The sequence below is a fragment of the Azospirillum sp. SYSU D00513 genome (genome assembly GCF_017356015.1).
Lineage (GTDB): Bacteria > Pseudomonadota > Alphaproteobacteria > Azospirillales > Azospirillaceae > Azospirillum.
In genome coordinates this window covers 72,443-94,052 of record NZ_JAFIQV010000003.1, presented here as the reverse complement: position 1 = coordinate 94,052, position 21,610 = coordinate 72,443, and the positions used below count along the sequence as shown (strand labels likewise).

The following is a 21,610-nucleotide window of genomic DNA, read 5'->3' as shown; positions in this document are numbered from 1 at the left end:
GATGACGGACAAGCCGCACATCATGATCGTGGAAGCGCGCTTCTACGAGGATCTGGCCGACGAGCTGGTCCGGGGCGCCATCGCCGAGATCGAGAAGGACGGCGCCACCTACCAGCGCGTCTCGGTTCCCGGCTGCCTGGAGATCCCGGCGGCGATGCTCTACGCGCTGCGGTCGATGGACTATTACACCGCGCAGAAGCGCTTCGACGGCTATGTCGGGCTGGGCGTGGTCATCCGCGGCGAGACCACCCATTACGACATCGTCTGCAACGAGAGCGCCCGCGGCCTCCAGGATCTGGCGCTGCGCTACGCGCTGGCGATCGGCAACGGCATCCTGACCGTGGAGAACCGCGAGCAGGCCTGGGCGCGCGCCTCGACCGGCGCCAAGAACAAGGGCGGCTTCGCGGCCCGCGCCTGCCTTGACATGATCGAGCTGAAGCGCCAATTCCGCCTCTATCCCCGCTGACCGCCCTGCGGTAAGAGGGTGTCCGATTCATCCGCTCCCGATATTTGACAGCAAGAGAACCATGAGCAACGACGACGCGGCCGGCCGCGCGAAAAGCAGGCGCGGCCCCCGGAAGACCGGCGGCGGTTCGGCCAAGGCCCGGCGCAAGGCGGCCCGTCTGGCCGCCGTCCAGGCCCTGTACCAGATCGAACAGTCCGGCCAGGGCGTCGAGGACGTCGTGGGCGAGTTCGTCAAGCACCGGCTGGGCGAGGAGATCGACGGCGCCAAGTTCGTCGCGGGCGACCCGCAGCTCTTCGCCGACATCGTGCGCGGCGCCGCCGTGCGCCGCGACGAGGTGGACCGCATCCTGGCCGGCGCGCTCGATCCGAAATTCCCGGTCGAGCGTCTGGAGCTGATCCTGCGCGCCATCCTGCGCGCCGGCGCCTACGAGATGTTCGTGCACGCCGACACTCACCCGCGGATCCTGATCAGCGAGTATGTGGACGTGGCGCACGCCTTCTTCGCGGGCCGCGAACCGGCGATGGTCAACGGCGTGCTCGACCATGTCGCGCGGGTGCTGCGGCCGGACGATCTGGCCCAGCCGGACCCGAGCCGTGCCCAGCCCGAGGGATAAGACACCTTTCGACTCCGCGACCCCGGCCGCGCCGCTCGGCGAGTTCGGCCGGATCGCCCGTTTCTTCAAGCCACTGGCCGCCGGTTTCCCCGGCGCCCGCGGCCTGGCCGACGACGCGGCCGTCTTCGGCGTGCCGCCAGGCCATGAGCTGGTCGTCACCACCGACGCCATGGTGGCCGGCGTCCATTTCCTGCCCGGCGACCCGCCGGCGGACATCGCCGCCAAGCTGCTGCGGGTCAACCTGTCCGACCTCGCCGCCATGGGTGCGCGGCCCTACGCCTACAGCCTCGTGACCTCGCTCCCGCGGGACATCGGCGACGATTGGCTGGCCGCCTTCGCGGGTTCGCTGGCCGCCGACCAGCGGGAGTTCGGCATCCACCTGAGCGGCGGCGACTCGGTGTCCACCAGCGGCCCGATGACCCTGTCCGTGACCGCCTTCGGCCTCGTGCCGGCGGGCCGCGCCTTGCCGCGCCGGTCGGAACGGCCGGACGATCCCGTCTTCGTCACCGGCACCATCGGCGACGCGGCGCTCGGGCTGAAGGTCGTGCTCGAAGGCCTGGAAGTCGCCGACGAGGCTGCCCGGGCTCATCTGGTCCGCCGCCTGCGCCGGCCCGATCCGCGCAGCAGCGTTGGTCCGCGCCTGCCGGGCCTCGCCGTCTCCTGCCTGGACGTGTCGGACGGGCTGGTCGCCGACCTTGCCCATCTCTGCGAGGAGTCCGGCCGTGCCGCCGTGATCCGGGCGGGTTCGGTGCCGCTATCGCCCGCCGCCCGCGCCCTGGTGGATAGGGACCCCGCGCTGCTCGCCACGGCGCTGACCGGCGGCGACGATTACGAGCTGCTCTTCACCGCACCGGAGGAGGCGAGGGACGCGCTGCGCGCCCTGTCGGAGGAGACGGATGTTCCGATCACCGAAATCGGCCGCATGGCCGAGGGGCCCGCCGGCCAGGTGACCGTTCTGGACGGGGAGGGCAATGTCCTGCCGCTGTCCGCGCGCGGCTGGGTGCATTTCTGAGGGGTTCCCCGTTTCTCGCGAAGTCGACCCGATTCCGTCATGGATCACCCGGACGGGCGGTTGGCCGCGGTCCTGGATCTGTTCACGGCGGCGAAGGGCCGACCGGTGCCGCCGCTCCGTCCGGCATCCGCCGGAACGCTCACCTTAACGCAATCGAAAGCATGAGGCGCGCAGGCTGACGCCGCTCAAAAGGAAGGCGGCGTCGCGTGTTCAAGGCCATCATCGTTCTGGTGCTCGGCATCGCCCTGCTGGGCGGAGCCGGTTTCGGCGGCTGGAAGCTCTACACCATGTATCTGGTCGAAGGTGAGGCGGCACCTCCTCCCCCCCCGCCGCCACCGCCCACCTCCTTCGTCCGCATGAGTTCCGTGGTCGTCCCGGTGATCGGGGCCGCGAAAGTGGAACAGTTCGTGACCGTGGTCGTGACGCTGGAGGTGATCGCCGAGAAAGCGCCGGTCGTCCAGGCCAACCAGCCGCGCCTGTCCGACGCCTTCCTCACCGCGCTCTACGGCGCGCTGGACGACAAGAGCGTCCTGAACAACGGCATCGTCGACATCGCCGCGGTGAAGGGCAAGCTGAAGGAAACCGCCGGCAAGACGGTCGGCGAGGGGCTGGTGACTGACGTGCTGCTCCAGGTGGTGATGCAGCGCAATCTGTAAGCGCCACGCCCGGATACTGAAAACTGCGGACATTGAAAACCGTGGCCAGGGAAACCCCAGGCATGGAAAAGGCCCCGCCGCGAGGACGGGGCCTTTGATTTTCGGTGCCGAAGGCCGTGCGGATCAGCGGCCGATGCGGCCGCTGCTGGGACCGACCGGCCCACTGTTCTCCTTGCTGGAGAAGCGGCCGACGTTTCCGAGCACCTGCTCCAGGAAGCCGAGTTCACGGCCCGCGGTCGGGGTGGTGCGGTCCACCACCTCGATCTGCTGGCCCTGGCTCTCGTCGATGGTCTTCAGGTCCGTGACCACGCCGGCATCGTCGAAATGGACGACGACCACCTGGCGGTCGGTCACTTCGGGCTCGAAGAAGGCGACCTTCTCCGTTCTCTGCCCGATGTAGTACCAGACCTTCTGGTCGAAGGTGCCGACGGAGGTCGGCGTGCCGAGGAAGGCGACCACGTCCTGGTCGCGGCTCACGCCGGGCTTGATCACCGAAACGGTTTCCGGATCGACCATGTTTCCGCGGGTCACCACGGTCGGGGCGCAGGCGGAGACGGCGAGGCCCAGCAGGCAGAGGGCGGTCATCGTCGAAGGAATCGATCTCTTCATGGTGCTCAGGCTATCATGGCTCGGCATGAGGGGAGCGCCGCGCCGATGGCCGCGCCGCTTCCAGCAATGCCGGGACAATCGCACCGGGCGCTTTGTTCTGTCAACGAAACTCCGAGTGAGGGAGAGACCGTGCTCGACCGTCTGTTCCGGCGCCAGCGCGAAGCACGCGCGGCGGCCGAATTCTTTGGAAGGATCGTCGCGCAGGCCCGCCGGCCCGAATTCTACCGTGACCTTGGCGTTCCCGACAGTCTCGACGGCCGCTTCGACATGGTGGCGCTTCACGTCTTCCTCGTGATGCACCGGCTCAAGGGGCAGGGGGAGGCCGCCGAGTCCTGGTCGCGGCGGCTCTATGAGGTGATGCTCGACGATTTCGAGAAATCGCTGATGGAGCTGGGCGCCGGCGACAGCGGCATCCCGCGCCGCATGAAGCAGATCGCGCGCGGCATGGCCGGGCGGATCGACGCCTACCACAAGGCGCTGGAGGGCGGCAGCACAGACAGCCGGGTGCTGGAGGTGGCGCTCGACAACAACCTCTACGGCACGGTGCCGGACACGAAACCGGCCTGGCTCGCCGCCATGGCCGGCTACGTCCGCGCCACGGTGTCCGCCCTGGCCGGCCAGCCGCTGGAAGGGCTGCTCGCCGGCGAGATCCGCTTCGCCGACCCGCCCGCCGCCGGTCCCGCGCCGGGCTGAGTGCCGGACGGACGCGGAAAGACGGCGAATCGGCGCGCCGGGGGCTTGCCATCGCCCTCCGGCGCTTTCATGTCAGGTCTGTTTCGATGGAACCTGACGCGCCCGGCACGGGTGCCTATATAGGCGGGCCGGCCCGGGGTTGGCCGGCGGCTGGAAGGGGAATGGAACGATGCAGCACAACGGTGGGCAGCTCAACGGCGGCGCGGCGCCCGAATTCTCGCGCGTCATCCGTGCGGACGCCGTGCACCGCAGCCCGGTGACCGAGACCATCGAGGCCACGGAGGCCGAGCGGCATGCGCTGGCCGCGCGGCTGGAGCTGGAATCCATCGACCGGCTGACCGCCACCGTGACCCTGAAGTCGGCGCGCGGCGGGCAGATGGTCCAGGTCAACGGGACGCTGGAGGCCGACGTCGTGCAGACCTGCGTCGTGACGCTGGAGCCGGTGCCGGCCCATGTGTCGGAGCGTTTCTCCGCCCTTTTCGCGCCCGAGCATCTCGTCGAGGACTTCGACGAGGAGGAGATCGACCTTGAGGCCCTGCTGTCCGACGAGGACCAGCCGGAGCCGATGGAGAACGGCCGCATCGACATCGGCGAGCTGACGGCCCAGCACCTGTCGCTGGGGCTCGACCCCTACCCGCACGCGGAAGGCGTCGAGTTCGCCGGCTACGCCGAGCACGAGGAAGGGGAGGCCGAGGCCGAGGCGGCCGAGCCGGAGAAGCCGAACCCCTTCGCCGTGCTGCAGAGCCTGAAGCAGAAAAACTAGCCGCGAATTTCCAGCGGAACGGGCTTGCCCTTCGGGGGCAATTGCCTTATTGAATGCCGCTCGCATCAGGCGGCCCCCTCGCGGGCCGCCTTTTACAATCAAGAGAGTACACGGTCATGGCTGTTCCGAAGAAGAAAACGTCCAAGTCGCGTCGCAACATGCGTCGGTCGCACCACGCCCTGTCGACGGCCGCCTACAACGAGTGCCCGAGCTGCGGCGAGCTGAAGCGCCCGCACCATGTCTGCGGCTCGTGCGGCCAGTACGACAAGCGCGAAGTCCTGGAGACCGCGGAAGCGGCCTGACCCCGGTCCGGCCGCCCGCCCCTCGTCTTAGCCAGGGAGCTTCTTCGCGGTGAGCCAGCGCCTGACCGTCGCACTCGACGCCATGGGTGGCGACCACGCGCCCGAGATGGTGGTTGCCGGAGCGGATATCGCCCGCGAACGCCATCCGGACGTGCGGTATCTCTTCTACGGTGACGCCGCACGGATCGAGCCGCTCCTCGCGCAGCGGCCCGCTCTGAAGGCCTTGGCCGAAGTGCGCCACACCTCCGAAGCGGTCGCCGCCGACGCCAAGCCGTCGGTGGTGCTTCGCTCCGGGCGCCAGTCCAGCATGCGGCTCGCCATCGACGCGGTGTCCCAGGGGGAAGCCGCCTGCGTGGTGTCCGCCGGCAACACCGGCGCGCTCATGGCGATGGCGAAATTCGCCCTGAAGACGCTGCCCGGCGTGGACCGGCCGGCGATCGCGTCCTTCTTCCCGACGCAGCGGGGCGAAAGCGTCATGCTCGACCTCGGCGCCAACGCCGAGTGCCAGCCTGAAAACCTCGTCCAGTTCGCCATCATGGGATCGGTCTTCGCGCGCGCCGTGCTCGGCGTTCCGGAACCGACCGTCGGTGTTCTGAACATCGGGTCCGAGGACGTGAAGGGCACCGAGGTGGTGCGCGCGGCGGCGGCCCGCCTGCGTGAAACGCCGTTGCCCGGACGTTTTCACGGATTCGTGGAAGGCGACGACATCGCCGCCGGCACGGTGGACGTGATCGTCACCGACGGCTTCACAGGCAACGTCGCGCTGAAGACGGCCGAGGGCACGGCGAAACTTTTCACGGAGTTCCTGCGCCGGACCTTCGCCTCCTCGGTCCTGGCGAAGATCGGCTATCTGCTGGCCCGTTCGGCCTTCGCGAAGCTGAAGCTCCGCACCGACCCGCGCCGCTACAACGGAGCGATGTTCCTCGGCCTGCGCGGCGTCTGCGTGAAGAGTCACGGCGGCACCGACGCGCTGGGCTTCGCCAACGCCATCGGCGTGGCGGTCAATTTGGCGGCTCACGGTTTCAACGACCGGATCAGGGAAGAAATGCAGCGTCTCGCCAACGCCAACCCACCTCTTCCCGACACAAAGGCGGCGGCGGTCTGAACATGGTCAAACGGTCCCGGATTCTCGGCTGCGGGTCCTACCTGCCGGCCAACATCGTCACCAACGACGATCTTGCCAAGCGCGTCGACACCTCGGACGAGTGGATCGTCCAGCGCACCGGCATCCGGAGCCGCCACCTCGCCGCCGAGGGGGAACTGACCTCCGACCTGGCGCTCGCCGCGGCCGTCCGCGCGCTGGAGCATGCGGGCGTCGAGCCGGGCAGCATCGACTGCATCGTGCTGGCGACCACCACGCCGGACAACACCTTTCCGGCCACCGCGACCAAGGTGCAGGCGGCACTCGGCGCCAAGGGCTTCGCGCTGGACATCCAGGCGGTCTGCTCCGGCTTCATCTATGCCCTCTCCATCGCCGACAACTTCATCCGCACGGGCCAGGCCAAGCGCGCGCTGGTGATCGGCGCCGAGACCTTCTCCCGCCTGCTCGACTGGAGCGACCGCACCACCTGCGTGCTGTTCGGCGACGGCGCCGGTGCCGTGGTGCTGGAAGGCTATGACGGCAACGGCAACGCCGGCGACCGTGGCGTGCTGTCGGCCCACCTGCACAGCGACGGCAGCCAGTACGACCTGCTCTACGTGGACGGCGGCGTGTCCGCCACCGGCACCGCCGGCCATGTGCGCATGCAGGGGCAGGAGGTCTTCCGCCACGCCGTGTCGAAGCTGTCCTCGGTCGTGGAGGAGGCGCTGGTCGCCAATGGGCTGGAGCCCGCGGCCATCGACTGGCTCGTGCCGCACCAGGCCAACCAGCGCATCATCGACGGCATCGCGCGCAAGCTGAAGCTGTCCACCGACAAGGTCGTCCTGACCGTGGACCGGCATGGCAACACGTCCGCCGCTTCCATCCCGCTGGCGCTCAGCGAGGCCGTCCATGACGGCCGGATCAAGCGCGGCGACCTGATCCTTATGGAGGCCATCGGCGGCGGCCTCGCCTGGGGCTCCGCGCTGGTCCGCTGGTAAGCGGCGGCGGCCGCATCCCGGCCTGTAAAATCCGCCAAGCTTTTGAATTGACGGGGTTCTTCCTCCGCATTACCGTTTTCCGGGTGGTTGCGGGGGAAAACCGATCATGACCCAGAACACCGTCACGCGCGCCCAGCTGAGCGAGGCCGTCTACCAGGAAGTCGGCCTGTCGCGGAACGAATCCGCCGACCTGGTCGAAAGCGTTCTCAACGAAATTTCCGAGGCGCTCGCGCGCGGCGAGATCGTGAAGATCTCGTCCTTCGGCAGCTTCCAGCTCCGCCAGAAGGGTGAGCGGGTCGGCCGCAACCCGAAGACGGGCGAGGAGGTGCCGATCCTGCCGCGCCGGGTTCTGGTGTTCCGCGCCAGCCATGTCCTCAAGCAGCGGATCAACGAGGGTCTCGCCGCCGCCGAACAGCAGCGCGCCCACGTGCCATCCTGAGCCGCGCGGCACCGTCCGGCCGCCCGGCCCGACCGATAAGGTTCCCGCCCATGAGACCGCAAGCGGCCGTCAAGTCGGCGACGGCGTTCCGCACGATCAGCGAGGTGTCCGCCGATCTCGGCGTGCCGCAGCATGTCCTGCGCTTCTGGGAAAGCCGCTTCCCGCAGATCCGCCCGCTGAAGCGCGGTGGCGGGCGGCGCTATTACCGTCCTGATGACGTTGAGCTGCTGCGCCGCATCCAGAGCCTGCTGCACAATGACGGCTACACCATCAAGGGCGTCCAGCGCTTGCTGAAGGACGCCCGCGCGGCCGGCGGGCGCGGTTCCTCCGTCCTGCCCGCCGCTCCGCAGGCGAGCCTCACGGTCGGTACGGCACCCTCTCAGGACGCGCCCGCCGGGCCGGTGGGGACCGGGAACGTGCCCCCGTGCGACGATCCGGCCATGCCGTCCGAAACGGCGACCGATGCCGCCCCATCTTGCGCGCCGTCCGCGTCTGATGAGCTGGCGGCACCGTCCGAGACTGCCATCCCCGACCATGTCCGCCAGGAAATCGCCCACGTTATCAACGAGTTGAAGGCGCTGCGCGCCCTCATCCGGGAACCCGCAGAAGAAAGCGAAAATTTTTCCGTTTAGGGCAAAACAACCTGTTGCGCAGCCAATGGGGCAAGGTTATAGTCCCGCTCCCTTCAGAACGAAGGGCGGTCCACTGACGGAGCGTAGCGCAGCCTGGTAGCGCATCAGACTGGGGGTCTGGGGGTCGCAGGTTCGAATCCTGTCGCTCCGACCAACACTGGACCGGATGGAAAAGCCTCGGAACTCATGGGTTCCGGGGCTTTTTCTTTGCCCGATGGAAGCGCGTGCGCGGGTTGACGGATGAATGTCCGTCAGGAGGGTGGCCGGTTGCTGGGTGCTCGCGTTGCATGCAACGGGACCGGTGCTCATGGTTATGTCGTTGGAGGACGCGGCCATGACGCTCGTCGCCCGCTGCCCTCTCCTTCAAACCATGACACCTCACACAAAAAATCCGTCGCGTTAACACTGCTGTAATATCACTCAGCTAGAATGTTCGTATGACTGAGAGATATGACATCTGTAAGAACCCGGGCGGCGGCGGTTGGGCCGTTTACGACGCCATGGAGACGCAACGCACCGGCGTGCTGGAAATCGTCGAGTTCGGGCTTTCGCGCGCCGAGGCCCGGCAGCGTGCCGTGATCCTGAACGGGTTGGGCTGATCGCCTGGGTCGCGCGGTCGGAACAAAGCGCTTCTTCGCGGGGTTGGACGGACAACACCCCCCATGGAGCGTTCCGACATGACGACCGACAAGGACCAGGATCAGACCCGGCAGAACATCGACAGCCCGAACCAGGATCCGAACCGGAAAGTGCCGGCCCCGGAGGAGGGCGCTTCGTCCGAGGACAAGCCGGACATGGCCCAGCGCAAGGGGCCGGCGACGTCCACCTGATCGAAGCCTCACCGGCACTGGCGCCAAAAAAAACCGCCGTTCCGGGGAACGGCGGGTGAGTTCAGGTTCCATGCCAGGAACTCCATCCATCACGTCCAAGCAATCGGCGATGCGCAACGCACCGCAGGTTGAACTAAGCTGAAATTTTCGGAAAATGCAGGCGACGGGCGGAACCGGTCCTTTGGCGGCGAAGGAATGCGCACCAAAAGCGGTTTTCGCTGCCCGGCCCCTTCTGGAGTAGACCAGCGAAAAAGCCCGTCCCCGGCGTCTGCGGGAACGGGCTTTTGCGGTTCGGATCCTCCGCGGGCCGGCTCCGCCTCACCTCCCGTTGTCGAGGGTCTTGGCCATCCGACTGTTGTCCGCAGCGACTGACCATAATCTGGCCGATCGGGCGCCGCCCCGCAATTGTGCGGTAGCGTTACACGCCTGATCGGGGGTGTGCCGCCGAAAGATGGGCCGAGAACCCGGTCGGGGTGGCGGACCCACCCGATCCGCAGGTTCTTCGGCCTTTGGTGGAGGGCTGTCGTCGAAAGGTCATGCAACCGGCGCGCGCGGGGTTGGCTTCCACCGCTTTTCCCGCCGACAAAATTCAACTACCGCCAAAAGAAATGGGAACCATCCGAAACCTCGCGAACCGTGCGAGGGGCAGGAAGATCTTGTTGGGTAGGGGGTACTTCACTTCCTTCGTGGTCGGGTCCCGGTCTCGTTATTATTTCCAGATCTGTGCCCTGGAAAGTCCCGCACAGGATGAACACCATGACCGAACCGACCAAAAGCCGCGCGCTGGCCTGTGTTCTGGGAGACATGGACCTGGTCCGGCCGCTCGGCCTCGCCGGAATCCCGTGCGCGGTGGTCGCACAGCCGGGTAGCCCGATCACGCATTCGCGTTATACGCGAGCCGTGATACCCGCGGGCGAGGCGGCGACCGATCCCGAGGGGCTGCTGGACGCGCTGGTCCGCTTCGGATCGGCCCAGCCGGAGCCACCCGTCCTCTATTACGAGGAGGACGCGCAGCTTCTCCTTCTGTCCCGCGAGCGGGAGCGGCTCTCGCGCGTCTTCCGCTTCATCATGGCCGATGCGGAGCTTGTGGAAAACCTCGTCGACAAGTCCCGCTTCCAGGCCCTGGCGGAACGTCTCGACCTGCCGGTGCCGGCCACACGGCGCCTGCACCCGTCGCGCGACGCGGCACCCGTCGATCTCGGGCTGCGTTACCCGATCATCGTGAAGCCGCTGACCCGCTGCAAGGCGTGGGACGAGATGGAGGCGGGCAAGGCCCTGCGGATCGACGCGCCGGACGACTTGCGGACCGAATGGCCTCGGCTGGCCGCCACGGGGCTCGCCTTCCTCGCCCAGGAACTGGTTCCCGGACCGGAAACCCGGATCGAGAGCTATCACGTCTATGTCGATGCCCGTGGCGAGGTCGCCGGCGAGTTCACCGGCCGGAAGATCCGGACCTACCCGGGAACCTACGGGCACAGCACCGCCCTGACCATCACCGACGAGTCCGATGTCGCGGCGCTCGGCCGCGACGTGGTCGCCCGGATCGGGCTGCGGGGCGCCACGGCGAAGCTCGACTTCAAGCGTGCGCCGGACGGCCGCCTCCATCTGCTGGAGATCAACCCGCGCTTCAACCTCTGGCACCATCTGGGCGCCGTCTCCGGCGTGAACCTGCCGGCCCTGGTGCAGGCCGACCTGACCGGCCAGCCGCGCCCGTTGGTGCAGCGCCCGCGCGTCGGCGCCAGCTGGTGCCACATCACCAAGGACCGGCTGGCCGCCCGCGAGGCGGGGATGCCCACCCTGGCCTGGGCGAGCTGGATGTTGCGCTGCGAGGCGAAGTCGCTGGTCTGGGACGACCCGATGCCCTTCCTCCGGAACCAGCTCGCGCGCCTCGGCCTGTCCGGCCGGAAGGCCGCCGGCACCGAGGGCAAAGGCAAGGGCAAGGGCTGGGCCGGCACATGAAGTTCGCCATCCTGTCCGACATCCACGCCAACCTGGAGGCGTTGCGCGCCGTCCTGGACCGCATCGACCAGGAGGGGGCCGACCGCATCGTCTGCCTCGGCGATGTCGTCGGCTACAACGCCGATCCTTCCGACTGCATCCGCCTGCTGCGCGAACGGAACGCGCTCTGCGTCGCCGGCAACCACGACCGCGCCGTCACCGGCCAGATCACGACGGAGGGGTTCAGCAGCATCGCCGCCCGCGCCGTGGGCTGGACCGGGCGGCGGCTGGATGCGGAGGACATCGGCTGGCTGGCCGGGTTGCCGTTGAAGGCGGAGGCCGGCGGGCAGATCGTGGCCGTCCATGGCGCGCTGCACCCGGACGTGGGCTGCGAGATCGTCCGGCTCGACAATGAGGAGCGCCGGCGGCTCAGCTTCGAGGCGCTCGCCGCCCATCCCTCCGGTGCCCGGGTCTGCGTCTTCGGCCACACCCACCGCCAGGGCGTGTACGAATGGCGGGACGGCAAGGAGCGCGCGCTGTCCGGCGACGACATCGATCTGCGGCGGGACGCCCTGTACCTGATCAATCCGGGAACGGTGGGCGAGCCGCGTGGACGGGACTGGCGCGCGGCTTATCTTATTTTCGACTCGGAGCGGCACAGCGTGGCTCTCCGCCGCGTTCCTTACGACAGGGCGGCGGCGCTGGCGAAGACGCGGCGGGCGGGGCTCGCGCCCCGCTTCTCGCAGGTGCCCGCACCCATCCGCTGGAAGCTCATTCAGGGCATGCGCGCGCTCGGAATCTACGACTTGGCGAAGAGGCTGACGCGCCCGAGAAGCGGCGGACGCATCGACGCGACATAAGGCGGAGCGGTCTCGGCTGATCCGTCGCTCCGAACACGCCGTACTGAGCAGGACCGATCGAAATCGCTTGCGGAGACCCTCGCACATGAACACCGGGCCGTCCATCGACGAGGGGCAAGCCCTTATCGATATCGATTTCTTACCCCTGGATCGCGTTCCCGACCTGAAAGGGCGCTGGACCGACCTGGAAAGCCGCGCCGACGGCTCCTTCTTCCTGTCCTGGCTGTGGGTCGGAAACTGGCTGGAGAAGCTTCCCCGCCGCGCCCGCCCGCATCTGCTGATCGCCCGCCGGGAGGGCTGGATCGTCGGGTTGGCCATCCTGTGCCCGCGCACGATCTGGCGGTTCGGGTTCCTGCGCACGCGCTGCTGGTTCCTGCATGAAACCGGCGACGCGCTGTTCGACCGCCTGTTCGTCGAATACAACGGCATCCTGGCCGACCAGAGCTGCGCCGAGGCCGTGAAGCTCGCCTGCTTCCGCTGGCTCGACCGGACGCTGGCCGATGGGGAGGAGCTGATCCTGGGCGGGCTTGAGGAGGAGGCCGAGCGCGCCGTCCGCCGGGTCGCCGCAGAGTCCGGCGACAGCGTCCAGTTGCGCGCCGCGGACTGCGCGCAGTGGGTGGACCTCGACCTCGTCCGCCGGGGCAAGGGCGGCTACCGCGCCTCGCTCGGCCGCAACACACGCTCCGCCGTCAACCGCGCCGCGAAGCTCTACGCCGAACGTGGCGCGGTGGAGTTCCGTGTGGCGGAAAGCGTCGAGGAGGCCCTGGCCGATTTCGCCCTGCTGGAAAAGATGCACCAGGCGCGCTGGAGCGCGCGCGGCCAGGCGGGGGCCTTCGACAACCCGGCCTTCCGGCCCTTTCACCACAATCTTATCGAGCAGGGGGTTCCCACCGGCGCGGTGCGGATGTGCCGCACCTCGGTCGGCGGGGCGACCATCGGGGTGCTCTACAACTTCGTTCACCGCGGCCGGGTGCTGAACTACCAGGGTGGCTTCGCCTACGAGCAGGACAACCGCCTGAAACCCGGCGTGCTGAGCCATGTGCTGGCCATCGAGGACGCGCTGGCGCGCGGCGAGAGCTGCTACGACTTCATGTCCACCCCATCGGGCCACAAGCCCCTGCTGTCCAACGCACAGGCCCCCATGAACTGGATCGCGGTCGGGCCGGACCGCATGACCCGCCAGGCGGAGGCGATGCTGCGGCAGGCGGCGGCCCAGGCTCGGCAGGCCTGCCGGAAGGTGCGGCGGGAACTCGGCCAGCTCAGCTGGCACCGGCCCGCAGGCTTTTGACGCTGCCTTCGGTGAAGCGGGCACAGAAAAGCCCGCCCCGTGGATGGCCGGGGCGGGCGTGAGTTTCCTGTATCGTCTGGCGCCGCGTGAACGGCACCGGCAACACCATGCGCTTCCGGCGCTCCCGTTGCACGGGAGGAGAGTCGGTAGGAATAACCCGGTGGAAAAGGCGAAAAAAGGGAAGCATCCCGCCGGAAAGGGTAGGGGCAGCCCCTCGGCCGCCCCTTCCAGCGTCAGGCCGCCCGCACTCAGGCCTCCTGCACTCAGGCCGCTCGGACCGTGGCGATGAAATGTTCAACCTCCTGGCGGAGCACGCCGGCCTCCCTGGACAGACCGCCGGCCGCACCCAGCACCTGGCTGGCGGCCGAGCCGGTTTCGGCGGCGGCCTGGTTCACGCCGGCGATGTTGTTGGACACCTCCTGGGTGCCGCGAGCGGCCTGCTGGACGTTGCTGGAGATGTCGCGGGTGGCCGCACCCTGCTGCTCGACCGCCGCGGCGATGGCGCCGGCGATCTCGTTCATGCGGGCGATGGTCTCCTCGATGCCCTCCACCGCGGCCTGCGCGCCGCCGGTGGCCTGCTGGATCTCCTGCACCTTGGCCTGGATCTCCTCGGTCGCCTTGGCGGTCTGGCCGGCGAGGCTCTTCACCTCCGTCGCGACCACCGCGAAGCCCTTGCCGGCGTCGCCGGCCCGCGCCGCCTCGATCGTCGCGTTCAGGGCCAGCAGGTTGGTCTGGCTGGCGATGGAGTTGATCAGGCCGACGACGTCGCCGATCTGGCGGACCGCCTCGACCAGCCCCTTGATCGTCTCGCCCGTGCGCTGGGTCTCGCTCACCGCCCGGCCGGCGATCTCGGTCGAGTTGGCGACCTGGCGGCCGATCTCCTGGATGGAGGCGGACAGCTCCTCGGTGGCGGTCGCCACCGTCTGCACGTTGCTGCTGGCCTGGTCGGACGCCGACGCCACGGCCATGGCCTGGCGGCTCGCTTCCTCCGCCGTGCCGGACATGGCGGTGGCGGCACCCTGCATCTGCGAGGCCGCCGAGGCCACCGTCTCCACCACGCCCTTCACGCTCATCTCGAACGCGTCGGCGAGCTTCAGCATCGCCTGCCGGCGCTCACGCTCGCTGCGGGCCTTCAGCTCCTCCTGCTCGGCCTGCATGCGGCGCATCTCAAGACCGTTGTCCTTGAAGACCTGGAGCGAGCGGGCGAGCGACCCGACCTCGTCCCTCCGCTCGACGCCTTCCACCGTCAGGGTCAGGTCACCCTGCGCGATCGTCGCCATCGCCGCCGCCATGCGCCTCAGCGGTCCCACCACGAAGCCGAGCACGATCCAGCCGAGCAGGAGAAGGCCGCCGGCCACGCCGACGACCGAAACGGCCAGCAGGTTGCGGTGGACCGCATCGGCGAGTTCGTCGGTCTCGGTCACGGTCCGCTCCATGCGCGCGGCCGCGAAGGCGCCGACGTCCGCCGCCAACTCGATCACCCTCTGGCGCGCGGGCCGCACAACCGAACGCGAGACGGCGCTGGCGTCCTCATTCTTGTTCCGTAGCCCGAGATCGATGGAGCGCCGGGCCGCCTCGTCGAAGGCGGCCAGCGCGTCGCGGAGCCCCTCGTTGATGGCGCGGCGCGCCGGGTCGTGGGAAAGGGACACCAACTCGTCGGCCAGGGAGCGTGCTTCCCGGATCGCGGCGTCGTAGTCCTTCGCCGAGGCCTGCATGATCGCCAGGTCGGTCTCGATGATGATGTTCTTCTCGGCGACCGTGGCGTCGTTGGCGCGCGCCATGATGGTCAGGGCCACGACCTGGCGCCGGGCGACCCGGCCGAGACCGTCGTTGGCGGCGTCGTTGAGCTGCGTGATGCCGGAAATCCCCTGCCACGCGATGGCGGTGACCACCGCCAGCATGACGGCGAGCGGCAGGGCAAGCTTGCCCAGCAGCGGCAGGTTCGAAAGCAGGCGCCTCATGATCATCCCCCCGGATGTGAAATGCAGCGGACCGGCGCGCCGGGCTTCCCGGCCACGATGCGGCATGTTGTCGCTAAAGCCGGAGGTTGCGCAATTGGGGTTAACCCTAACCTTCAGTCCACCCCGTTGTTCTGGACTGCCGGGACGGAGGGCAAAACAAAGCCCGCCTCCCCAGGGGGAAGGCGGGCCAAGGTGAGTTGGGGTGAGCGCTGGATCAGCACTCGCGCCGTGTAACAGTTCCCGGACCCGCCCTGTTGCCGGCCGGCCGTGAAAAAGCGTCGTGCGCGGCTCAGCCGGTCCGGTCCTTGCCGCCGAACAGCTTGTCGTGAGCGCTTTTCAGGTGCCCGCGCATGGCCGCCCGCGCCCGCTCGGGGTCGCGGCTGCGCAGCGCCTCCCGGATCAGCCGATGGTCGCTGCACATCGAGGCCATGATCTCCCGGTTCGAATAGGCCCGCTCGAAGCTGGCGTAGAAGGAGGTTTCCCGCTTCTTCCACATCAGCTCGACCACCTCGGTGAAGACGGGATTGCCGGTCATCTCGCCGATCAGCAGGTGGAAGCGCCGGTCATGGGTGTGGAAGGCGTCCATGTCCGCCGTCTCGCCCTCCATCATCCCGATCAGGGCGTCCATCCGCCCGAACTGGGGCTCGGTCGCGTTGCGGGCGGCCAGGGCCGCGACCTCGCCCTCGATGGCCTCGCGCGCTTCCAGCAGCTGCTCCACACCGACATCCTCGGCGGCGGGAACCTCGCTGGCGTCGGGCAGGTCGGAGCGGACATAGACGCCGTTTCCGGTGCGGATCTCGACCCAGCCGTTGATCTCCAGCGCGATCAGCGCCTCGCGCACAGACGAGCGGCTGACGCCGAGCTGCTTCGCCAGATCGCGCTCCGCCGGGAGAAGCTGGCCGGCGGCGAATCGCCCGTCGCGGATCGCCTGGATCAGGAGGTTCGAGATCTGGCGGTACAGGCGCTGGACCTTCACGGTCGGCAACAGCATGAGTCGGGGCTCCGGCGGAGGTCGCACCCCTGCGAGTATCAAGTTTTCCCTTGAAGCACAACCGCGCTTCGCCAAGACTGCCGGCATCACTGGTCAGGCCACTGGTCCATCAGGCCGGGAGAACGAGCCTTTCGAGGAGGACAGCGCATGAAGATGAGTTTCAGGTGGTACGGCGATTCCGACCCGATCCCGCTCGCCCACATCCGGCAGATTCCGGGCATGCACGGCATCGTGTCCGCCGTCTACGACGTGCCCGTGGGGGAGGCCTGGCCGGTCGCCAACATCCGCGCGCTGAAGGAGAAGGTCGAGGCGCACGGCCTGGCGCTCCACGTCATCGAGAGCGTGCCCGTGCATGAGGACATCAAGCTCGGCAAGCCGACGCGCGACCGTCTGATCGACAATTACTGCACGACCCTGCGCAACCTCGCCGAATGCGGCGTCAAGGTCGTCTGCTACAACTTCATGCCGGTCTTCGACTGGACGCGCACCGACCTGGAAATGCGGCTGCCGGACGGCTCGACCACGCTGGCCTTCGACGTGGCGGCGGTGGAGGGCATCGACATCAGCCAGGGCATCTCGCTGCCGGGCTGGGACAGCAGCTACCGCCCGGAGGAGCTGAAGCGCCTTCTCGCCGAATACGCGTCGGTGGACGAGGAGGCCCTGTGGCGGAACCTCGAACATTTCCTGAAGCGCGTCATCCCGGCGGCGGCCGAGGCGGGCATCCGCATGGCGATCCATCCCGACGACCCGCCCCGGCCGATCTTCGGGCTGCCCCGCATCGTGAAGAACCGCGACGACCTAGCTCGGCTGCTCGCCGTGGTGGACGATCCCGCCAACGGCCTCACCCTGTGCTCGGGCTCGCTCGGCGCCGACATCCGCAACGACGTGCCGGCGATGGTGCGCGAGTTCGGCGCGCGCGGCCGCATCCATTTCGCGCATCTGCGCAACGTGAAGGTCAACGAGGCTGGCGATTTCCACGAGACCAGCCACCGCTCGGCGGACGGCTCGCTCGACATGGCCGAGATCGTGAAGGCTTATTACGAGACGGGCTTCGACGGCTACGCCCGTCCCGACCATGGCCGCATGATCTGGGGCGAGACCGGCAAACCCGGCTACGGCCTGCACGACCGGGCGCTCGGGGCCGTCTACCTGAATGGCCTGTGGGAGGGCATCGCCAAGGAGCGGGGCGGCAAGCCGGCCGGCGCGCCGCAGTAACGCCCCGGCCCTACAGGCCCAGCTCGGTGAGGCCGGGATGGCCGTCGGGGCGCGGTCCGGCCTCCCACAGGAACTTGCGCTCCTCCTCCCGGATGGGGACGTCGTTGATGCTGGCTTCGCGCCGGCGCATCAGGCCTTTTTCGTCGAACTCCCACTGCTCGTTGCCGTGGGAGCGGAACCAGCTCCCGGCGCCGTCCCGCCATTCATACTGGAAGCGGACGGCGATGCGGTTCCCGTGGAAGGCCCACAGCTCCTTGATCAGCCGGTAGTCGCGCTCCCGCTCCCACTTGCGGGTGAGAAACGCGACGATGGCCGGGCGGCCGGTCAGGAACTCCGACCGGTTGCGCCAACGGCTGTCCGGCGTGTAGGCGAGCGCCACCCGCTCCGGGTCGCGCCGGTTCCAGGCATCCTCGGCCATGCGGACCTTCCGCACGGCCGTCTCGAAGGTGAAGGGGGGAAAGGGCGGCCTTTCCTCCAGGGGTGCCGTAGCCATGGGCGATTCCTTCATGGGCGGTTCCTCCGCTGGTTGGGACGCCCTCCCCGGCGGGCGGAAAGGGCGCTCCGTCCGGTCAGTAGCTCCGGTAGGGCAGGAACTTGCCGGACATGGTGATCTTCACCCGGTCGCCCTTGGGGTCGGGCAGCCGCTCCATCACCATGTCGAAATCGATGGCGCTCATGATGCCGTCGCCGAACTCCTCCTGGATCAGCTCCTTCCAGGTGGTGCCGTAGACCGACACCAGCTCGTAGAGCCGGTAGATCAGCGGGTCGGTGGGGACGGCGGTGGGCAGGGAGCCCCGGTAGGGAATCTCCTGGAGCATCAGCGTCTCCTCCTCGTCCAGCTCGAACAGGTCGGCGGCGACGGTGGCCTGCGCCTCGGTCAGCTTCATCTGGCCGAGCAGCGCCGCGGTGATGAGGATGGGGGAGCAGCCGCCGATGCGCTCGCCGATCTCGGCCCAGCTCATCCGCTTCATGCGCTTCCTGCTCAGGATCTTCTCGGTGAGGTCTTCGCGCTTCATGGTCGGGGTCTCCTTATGCGACGTCGGTGTGGTGGGAGGACCGGGCCCGTTCGGGCGCGGCGTTGTTCACCGCCAGGGCGGGTTCGGCCTCGCCGGGCCGGACCTCGGGCGGGTGTCTCGGGTCCCACCCGCCCTCGGCGGCCTCCCGCGCGAAGTCGCGCGAGCGGTCCACCAGGAAGTCGAGCAGGTGGTTGCGGATCCGGTAGTAGTGCGGGTGCCGGTGCATCTCGTGCCGGCTGCGGTCGCGCGGCAGCGTGTTGACCACGATCTCGGCGACGCGGGCGCCCGGCCCGTTGGTCATCAGCACGATGCGGTCGGCGAGCAGCATCGCCTCGTCGATGTCGTGCGTGATCATGAAGGTCGTCTGCTGCGCCTCGCGGCAGAGCCGCAGCACCTCGTCCTGGAGCATGCCGCGCGTCAGCGCGTCCAGCGCCGAGAAGGGCTCGTCCATCAGCAGCATCTTCGGCTCGACCGACAGGGCGCGGGCGATGCCCACCCGCTGCTTCATGCCGCCGGAGAGCTGGGCCGGGCGCTTGTCCTCCGACCCGGCCAGCCCGACCAGCCGCACGTAATGGCGGGCGTGCTCCTGCACCCGCGCCCGGCTCCAGTCCGGGTGGCGGGAGCGGACGGCGAAGGCGACGTTTCCCGCCACCGACATCCAGGGCATGAGCGCGTGCCCCTGGAAGATGACGGCACGGTCGAGGCTCGGCCCCGCGATCTCCCGCCCGTCGGCGATGGCGGTTCCGCCCGAGGCGCGCTCCAGCCCCGCCAGCACGTTCAGGATGGTGGTCTTGCCGCAGCCCGAATGCCCGATGAGGCAGACGAACTCGCCGCGCTTCACGGAGAACCAGAGGTCCTCGAAGATCGTGGTCTCGCCCTTGCCGGACGCCGCCGGATAGCGCTTGGCGAGGCCCTCCACGCTGATGAGGGGTCGTTCGGTCATGGCAAGGGGCCTTATTCGGGGTAGGTGACGAGGCGGGCGAGGCGGGCGAGCGCCAGGTCGAGCGCCATGCCGACGAGCCCGATCAGCAGGATCGCGGTCACGATGCTGGGGATGGACAGGTTGTTCCACTCGTTCCAGACGAAGTAGCCGATGCCCGTCCCGCCCACGAGCATCTCCGCCGCCACGATGACGAGCCAGGCGATGCCGATGGAAATGCGCATCCCCGTCATGATGGTCGGGGCGGCCGCCGGAAGGATCACGGTGAAGGCCCGGCGCAGGGGGCCGACCTCCAGCGTGCGGGCGACGTTCAGCCACTCCTTGCGCACGGCGGCGACACCGAAGGCGGTGTTCATCAGCATCGGCCAGATCGAGCAGATGAAGATGACGAAGATCGCGGACACCGCGCTGTCCTTGATCGTGTAGAGCGCCAGCGGCATCCAGGCGAGCGGCGAGATGGGCTTCAGCACCTGGATGAAGGGGTCGAGCGCCCGGTGCAGCAGCGGCGACATGCCGATCAGGAAACCCAGCGGGATCGCCACCAGCGCCGCCAGCAGATAGCCCGTCAGCACCCGCCCGATGGAGAAGGCGAGCTGGATGCCGATTCCCATGTCGTTCGTGCCGCGCACGTAGAAGGGGTCGGCGACATGCTTCCACAGCGCGGCGCCCACCTCGGCCGGCGTCGGAAAGGCCGACTTCTGGCCCTGCGCGGCGGCGGCACCCAGCAGCTTGGCGTATTCCGGATCGACCGCCCCGGTCCCGGCCTCCGGCAGGGTCGCCACGTGCCAGGCGAGGATGAAGGCCAGCAGGAGCCCGGCCGAGAGGAGCCAGCCTCTCAGGCGGGCCGAGCCCCGCTCACCGATGAGTCCGGCGGCCATCCTCACGCCCTCCGGATCGGGAAGCTGGCGATGTACTCCTCGGGCCGGGCCGGGTCGAAGGGCTTGCCCATGACCGAGAAGCCCTTGTAGGTCTCGGCCGGCGGGGTCAGCCCGTTCTCGCGCATCAGCCGGGCGGCGTCGGTCGCCAGGAACACCTCCTCCGCCACCTTGCGGTAGTCGAGGTCGCCCTTCACCTGCCCCCAGCGCTTCATCTGGGTCATGATCCAGACCGCGAAGCTGTGCCAGGGGAAGGGGTCGAAATCGATGCGGTTGGGCTGCCGGACCACGTTGCCGAGCCCGTCGGCGAAGGTGCCCGTCAGCACCTGCTCCACCACCGTGACCGGCTGGTTCAGGTAGTTCTGCCCGGCGATCGCCTCGGCGATCCCCTTGCGGTTGTCGGGCCGGGAGGCGTAGGCGGTGGCGTCGATGATCGCCTTCAGCAGCGCGCCGTAGGTGTTCGGCATGGTGGTGACGAACTCCCGGCTGGCGGCGAAGGCGCAGCAGGGATGGCCGTCCCAGATGCTGCGCGACAGGGTGTGGATGAAGCCCACCCCGTCATAGACGGCGCGCTGGTTGACCGGGTCTGGCGCCAGGAAGCCGTCGAGATTGTCGGCCCGCAGGTTGGCGACCATCTCCGGCGGCGGCACCGCGCGGATCTGCACGTCGGTGTCGGGATCGAGGCCATGCTCGGCCAGGAAGTAGCGCAGCAGGTAGTTGTGCATCGAATAGTCGAAGGGCACGGCGAACTTGAAGCCCTTCCACTGCTTCGGGTCGCGCTTGTCCTTGTGCTTGACCGACAGGGTGATCGCCTGGCCGTTGATGTTCTCCACCGCAGGCATGGTGTAGGGGATCGGGTTCGACCCGGCGCCGAGCGAGATGGCGATGGGCATCGGCGACAGCATGTGCGCCGCGTCGTATTCCTTGTTCAGCGTCTTGTCGCGGATCACCGCCCATCCGGCGGTGCGCACCACGTCCACGTTCAGCCCGTGCTTGGCGTAGAAGCCCATGGGCTGCGCCATGATGATGGGGGTGGCGCAGGTGATGGGGATGAAGCCGACCTTCAGGTCCTTCTTCTCCAGCGGGCCGCCCTCGGCCAGCGCCTCCGTCGCGAATCCCAGCGGCAGGGCGGCTGCGATGGCCGCCATGGCGGTCGAGCCGCCGACCGCGCGCAGGAAGGCGCGGCGGGTGGCGTCATGCGGGAACAGGGCGCGGACGACGGCGCCCTCGACGACGCGGCCCAGCCGCGCCTGCTCGCCCTCGATGGCCGACGCGTGCTCGGACTCCGACGCGTGGCGGCCGCAGGAGCAGCCGGCGCGGGCGAGGCGGTGCGCGGGATCGAAGGGATCGTCGAAGGTGGCCATGGCTGTCTCTCCCCGTGGAAGGCGACGCGGTCCCGCGTCCATGGCCCCTTCCTCAGCAAGCCGCGTAC

The 21,610-nt window shown here is 68.7% G+C and carries 25 protein-coding genes and 1 tRNA gene; 18 read left to right on the top strand and 8 right to left on the bottom strand.

Annotated elements, in window-relative coordinates; translation table 11 throughout:
• The first annotated feature begins 1 nt into the window (after position 1).
• The 4 genes from ribH to JUB11_RS03350 all read left to right on the top strand — a co-directional run bounded on the left by ribH (position 2) and on the right by JUB11_RS03350 (position 2,747).
• Positions 2 to 466 carry a 6,7-dimethyl-8-ribityllumazine synthase gene (ribH, locus tag JUB11_RS03365; protein WP_207456158.1) on the top strand — a complete coding sequence of 155 codons (465 nt, stop codon included), beginning with the start codon at positions 2 to 4 and terminating at the stop codon, positions 464 to 466.
• 61 nt (positions 467 to 527) lie between these two features.
• The gene (gene nusB, locus JUB11_RS03360; RefSeq protein WP_207456156.1) at positions 528 to 1,079 is read left to right on the top strand and encodes a transcription antitermination factor NusB; all 552 of its coding nucleotides are present in this window, start codon (positions 528 to 530) and stop codon (positions 1,077 to 1,079) included.
• Positions 1,060 to 2,091 (top strand): thiamine-phosphate kinase, encoded by a 1,032-nt coding sequence (gene thiL, locus JUB11_RS03355; protein ID WP_348771344.1) that lies wholly within the window; start codon positions 1,060 to 1,062, stop codon positions 2,089 to 2,091. The genes nusB and thiL overlap by 20 nt, the downstream gene beginning before the upstream one ends.
• Before the next feature lie 206 nt (positions 2,092 to 2,297).
• The gene (locus tag JUB11_RS03350; protein WP_207456153.1) at positions 2,298 to 2,747 is read left to right on the top strand and encodes a hypothetical protein; all 450 of its coding nucleotides are present in this window, start codon (positions 2,298 to 2,300) and stop codon (positions 2,745 to 2,747) included.
• 123 nt (positions 2,748 to 2,870) lie between these two features.
• Here the strand turns inward: JUB11_RS03350 and bamE are convergent, their stop codons facing one another.
• Complete coding sequence (bamE, locus tag JUB11_RS03345; protein ID WP_207456152.1) at positions 2,871 to 3,356, bottom strand: outer membrane protein assembly factor BamE; 486 nt, start codon at positions 3,354 to 3,356, stop codon at positions 2,871 to 2,873.
• A 129-nt stretch (positions 3,357 to 3,485) separates the two neighbouring features.
• Between bamE and JUB11_RS03340 the strand changes: the two genes are divergently transcribed.
• The 13 genes from JUB11_RS03340 (at position 3,486) to JUB11_RS03280 (ending at position 13,180) form a co-directional block, all read left to right on the top strand.
• Positions 3,486 to 4,049, top strand: coding sequence for a ubiquinol-cytochrome C chaperone family protein (locus tag JUB11_RS03340; RefSeq protein WP_348771343.1), 564 nt, complete (start codon positions 3,486 to 3,488; stop codon positions 4,047 to 4,049).
• Between the two features lie 169 nt (positions 4,050 to 4,218).
• Positions 4,219 to 4,812: a DUF177 domain-containing protein gene (locus JUB11_RS03335; protein ID WP_207456151.1), complete on the top strand. Its 594-nt coding sequence runs from the start codon at positions 4,219 to 4,221 to the stop codon at positions 4,810 to 4,812.
• Between the two features lie 116 nt (positions 4,813 to 4,928).
• On the top strand, positions 4,929 to 5,114 hold the full coding sequence (gene rpmF / locus JUB11_RS03330) for a 50S ribosomal protein L32 (RefSeq protein ID WP_207456150.1): 186 nt from the start codon (positions 4,929 to 4,931) through the stop codon (positions 5,112 to 5,114).
• 49 nt (positions 5,115 to 5,163) lie between these two features.
• Positions 5,164 to 6,219 (top strand): phosphate acyltransferase PlsX, encoded by a 1,056-nt coding sequence (plsX, locus tag JUB11_RS03325; RefSeq protein ID WP_207456149.1) that lies wholly within the window; start codon positions 5,164 to 5,166, stop codon positions 6,217 to 6,219.
• A gap of 2 nt (positions 6,220 to 6,221) precedes the next feature.
• Positions 6,222 to 7,193, top strand: coding sequence for a beta-ketoacyl-ACP synthase III (locus JUB11_RS03320; protein WP_207456148.1), 972 nt, complete (start codon positions 6,222 to 6,224; stop codon positions 7,191 to 7,193).
• Positions 7,194 to 7,299: 106 nt separating this feature from the next.
• The gene (locus tag JUB11_RS03315) at positions 7,300 to 7,632 is read left to right on the top strand and encodes an integration host factor subunit alpha (protein ID WP_207456147.1); all 333 of its coding nucleotides are present in this window, start codon (positions 7,300 to 7,302) and stop codon (positions 7,630 to 7,632) included.
• A gap of 50 nt (positions 7,633 to 7,682) precedes the next feature.
• Positions 7,683 to 8,264, top strand: a complete 582-nt coding sequence (locus JUB11_RS03310) for a MerR family transcriptional regulator (protein WP_207456144.1) — start codon at positions 7,683 to 7,685, stop codon at positions 8,262 to 8,264.
• 77 nt (positions 8,265 to 8,341) lie between these two features.
• Positions 8,342 to 8,418: transfer RNA gene (locus JUB11_RS03305), tRNA-Pro, on the top strand.
• A gap of 283 nt (positions 8,419 to 8,701) precedes the next feature.
• A complete protein-coding gene (locus JUB11_RS03300) occupies positions 8,702 to 8,863 on the top strand; it encodes a hypothetical protein (protein WP_207456143.1) in 162 nt (53 codons plus the stop codon).
• 78 nt (positions 8,864 to 8,941) lie between these two features.
• Positions 8,942 to 9,094 (top strand): hypothetical protein, encoded by a 153-nt coding sequence (locus tag JUB11_RS03295; RefSeq protein WP_207456142.1) that lies wholly within the window; start codon positions 8,942 to 8,944, stop codon positions 9,092 to 9,094.
• A 756-nt stretch (positions 9,095 to 9,850) separates the two neighbouring features.
• Positions 9,851 to 11,053, top strand: coding sequence for an ATP-grasp domain-containing protein (locus JUB11_RS03290; RefSeq protein WP_207456141.1), 1,203 nt, complete (start codon positions 9,851 to 9,853; stop codon positions 11,051 to 11,053).
• Positions 11,050 to 11,892, top strand: a complete 843-nt coding sequence (locus JUB11_RS03285) for a metallophosphoesterase family protein (protein WP_207456140.1) — start codon at positions 11,050 to 11,052, stop codon at positions 11,890 to 11,892. Before JUB11_RS03290 ends, JUB11_RS03285 begins: the two co-directional genes overlap by 4 nt.
• A gap of 85 nt (positions 11,893 to 11,977) precedes the next feature.
• On the top strand, positions 11,978 to 13,180 hold the full coding sequence (locus JUB11_RS03280) for a GNAT family N-acetyltransferase (RefSeq protein ID WP_207456139.1): 1,203 nt from the start codon (positions 11,978 to 11,980) through the stop codon (positions 13,178 to 13,180).
• A 263-nt stretch (positions 13,181 to 13,443) separates the two neighbouring features.
• Here the strand turns inward: JUB11_RS03280 and JUB11_RS03275 are convergent, their stop codons facing one another.
• Positions 13,444 to 15,141 (bottom strand): methyl-accepting chemotaxis protein, encoded by a 1,698-nt coding sequence (locus JUB11_RS03275; protein ID WP_207456138.1) that lies wholly within the window; start codon positions 15,139 to 15,141, stop codon positions 13,444 to 13,446.
• A gap of 289 nt (positions 15,142 to 15,430) precedes the next feature.
• Positions 15,431 to 16,132, bottom strand: a complete 702-nt coding sequence (locus JUB11_RS03270; protein WP_207456137.1) for a FadR/GntR family transcriptional regulator — start codon at positions 16,130 to 16,132, stop codon at positions 15,431 to 15,433.
• Positions 16,133 to 16,279: 147 nt separating this feature from the next.
• On the opposite strand from JUB11_RS03270, the gene uxuA reads away from it, so the two are divergent.
• A complete protein-coding gene (gene uxuA / locus JUB11_RS03265; protein ID WP_207456135.1) occupies positions 16,280 to 17,347 on the top strand; it encodes a mannonate dehydratase in 1,068 nt (355 codons plus the stop codon).
• A gap of 10 nt (positions 17,348 to 17,357) precedes the next feature.
• Here the strand turns inward: uxuA and JUB11_RS03260 are convergent, their stop codons facing one another.
• The 5 genes from JUB11_RS03260 to JUB11_RS03240 form a co-directional block, all read right to left on the bottom strand.
• Positions 17,358 to 17,840: a nuclear transport factor 2 family protein gene (locus tag JUB11_RS03260; protein ID WP_207456133.1), complete on the bottom strand. Its 483-nt coding sequence runs from the start codon at positions 17,838 to 17,840 to the stop codon at positions 17,358 to 17,360.
• Between the two features lie 76 nt (positions 17,841 to 17,916).
• A complete protein-coding gene (cynS, locus tag JUB11_RS03255; protein WP_207456131.1) occupies positions 17,917 to 18,363 on the bottom strand; it encodes a cyanase in 447 nt (148 codons plus the stop codon).
• Positions 18,364 to 18,376: 13 nt separating this feature from the next.
• Positions 18,377 to 19,306, bottom strand: coding sequence for an ABC transporter ATP-binding protein (locus tag JUB11_RS03250; RefSeq protein ID WP_207456130.1), 930 nt, complete (start codon positions 19,304 to 19,306; stop codon positions 18,377 to 18,379).
• Between the two features lie 11 nt (positions 19,307 to 19,317).
• Positions 19,318 to 20,181: a nitrate ABC transporter permease gene (gene ntrB / locus JUB11_RS03245; RefSeq protein ID WP_207456128.1), complete on the bottom strand. Its 864-nt coding sequence runs from the start codon at positions 20,179 to 20,181 to the stop codon at positions 19,318 to 19,320.
• 2 nt (positions 20,182 to 20,183) lie between these two features.
• Entirely contained in the window at positions 20,184 to 21,542 is a 1,359-nt protein-coding gene (locus JUB11_RS03240; RefSeq protein ID WP_207456126.1) for a CmpA/NrtA family ABC transporter substrate-binding protein, read from the bottom strand.
• Positions 21,543 to 21,610 lie beyond the last annotated feature (68 nt).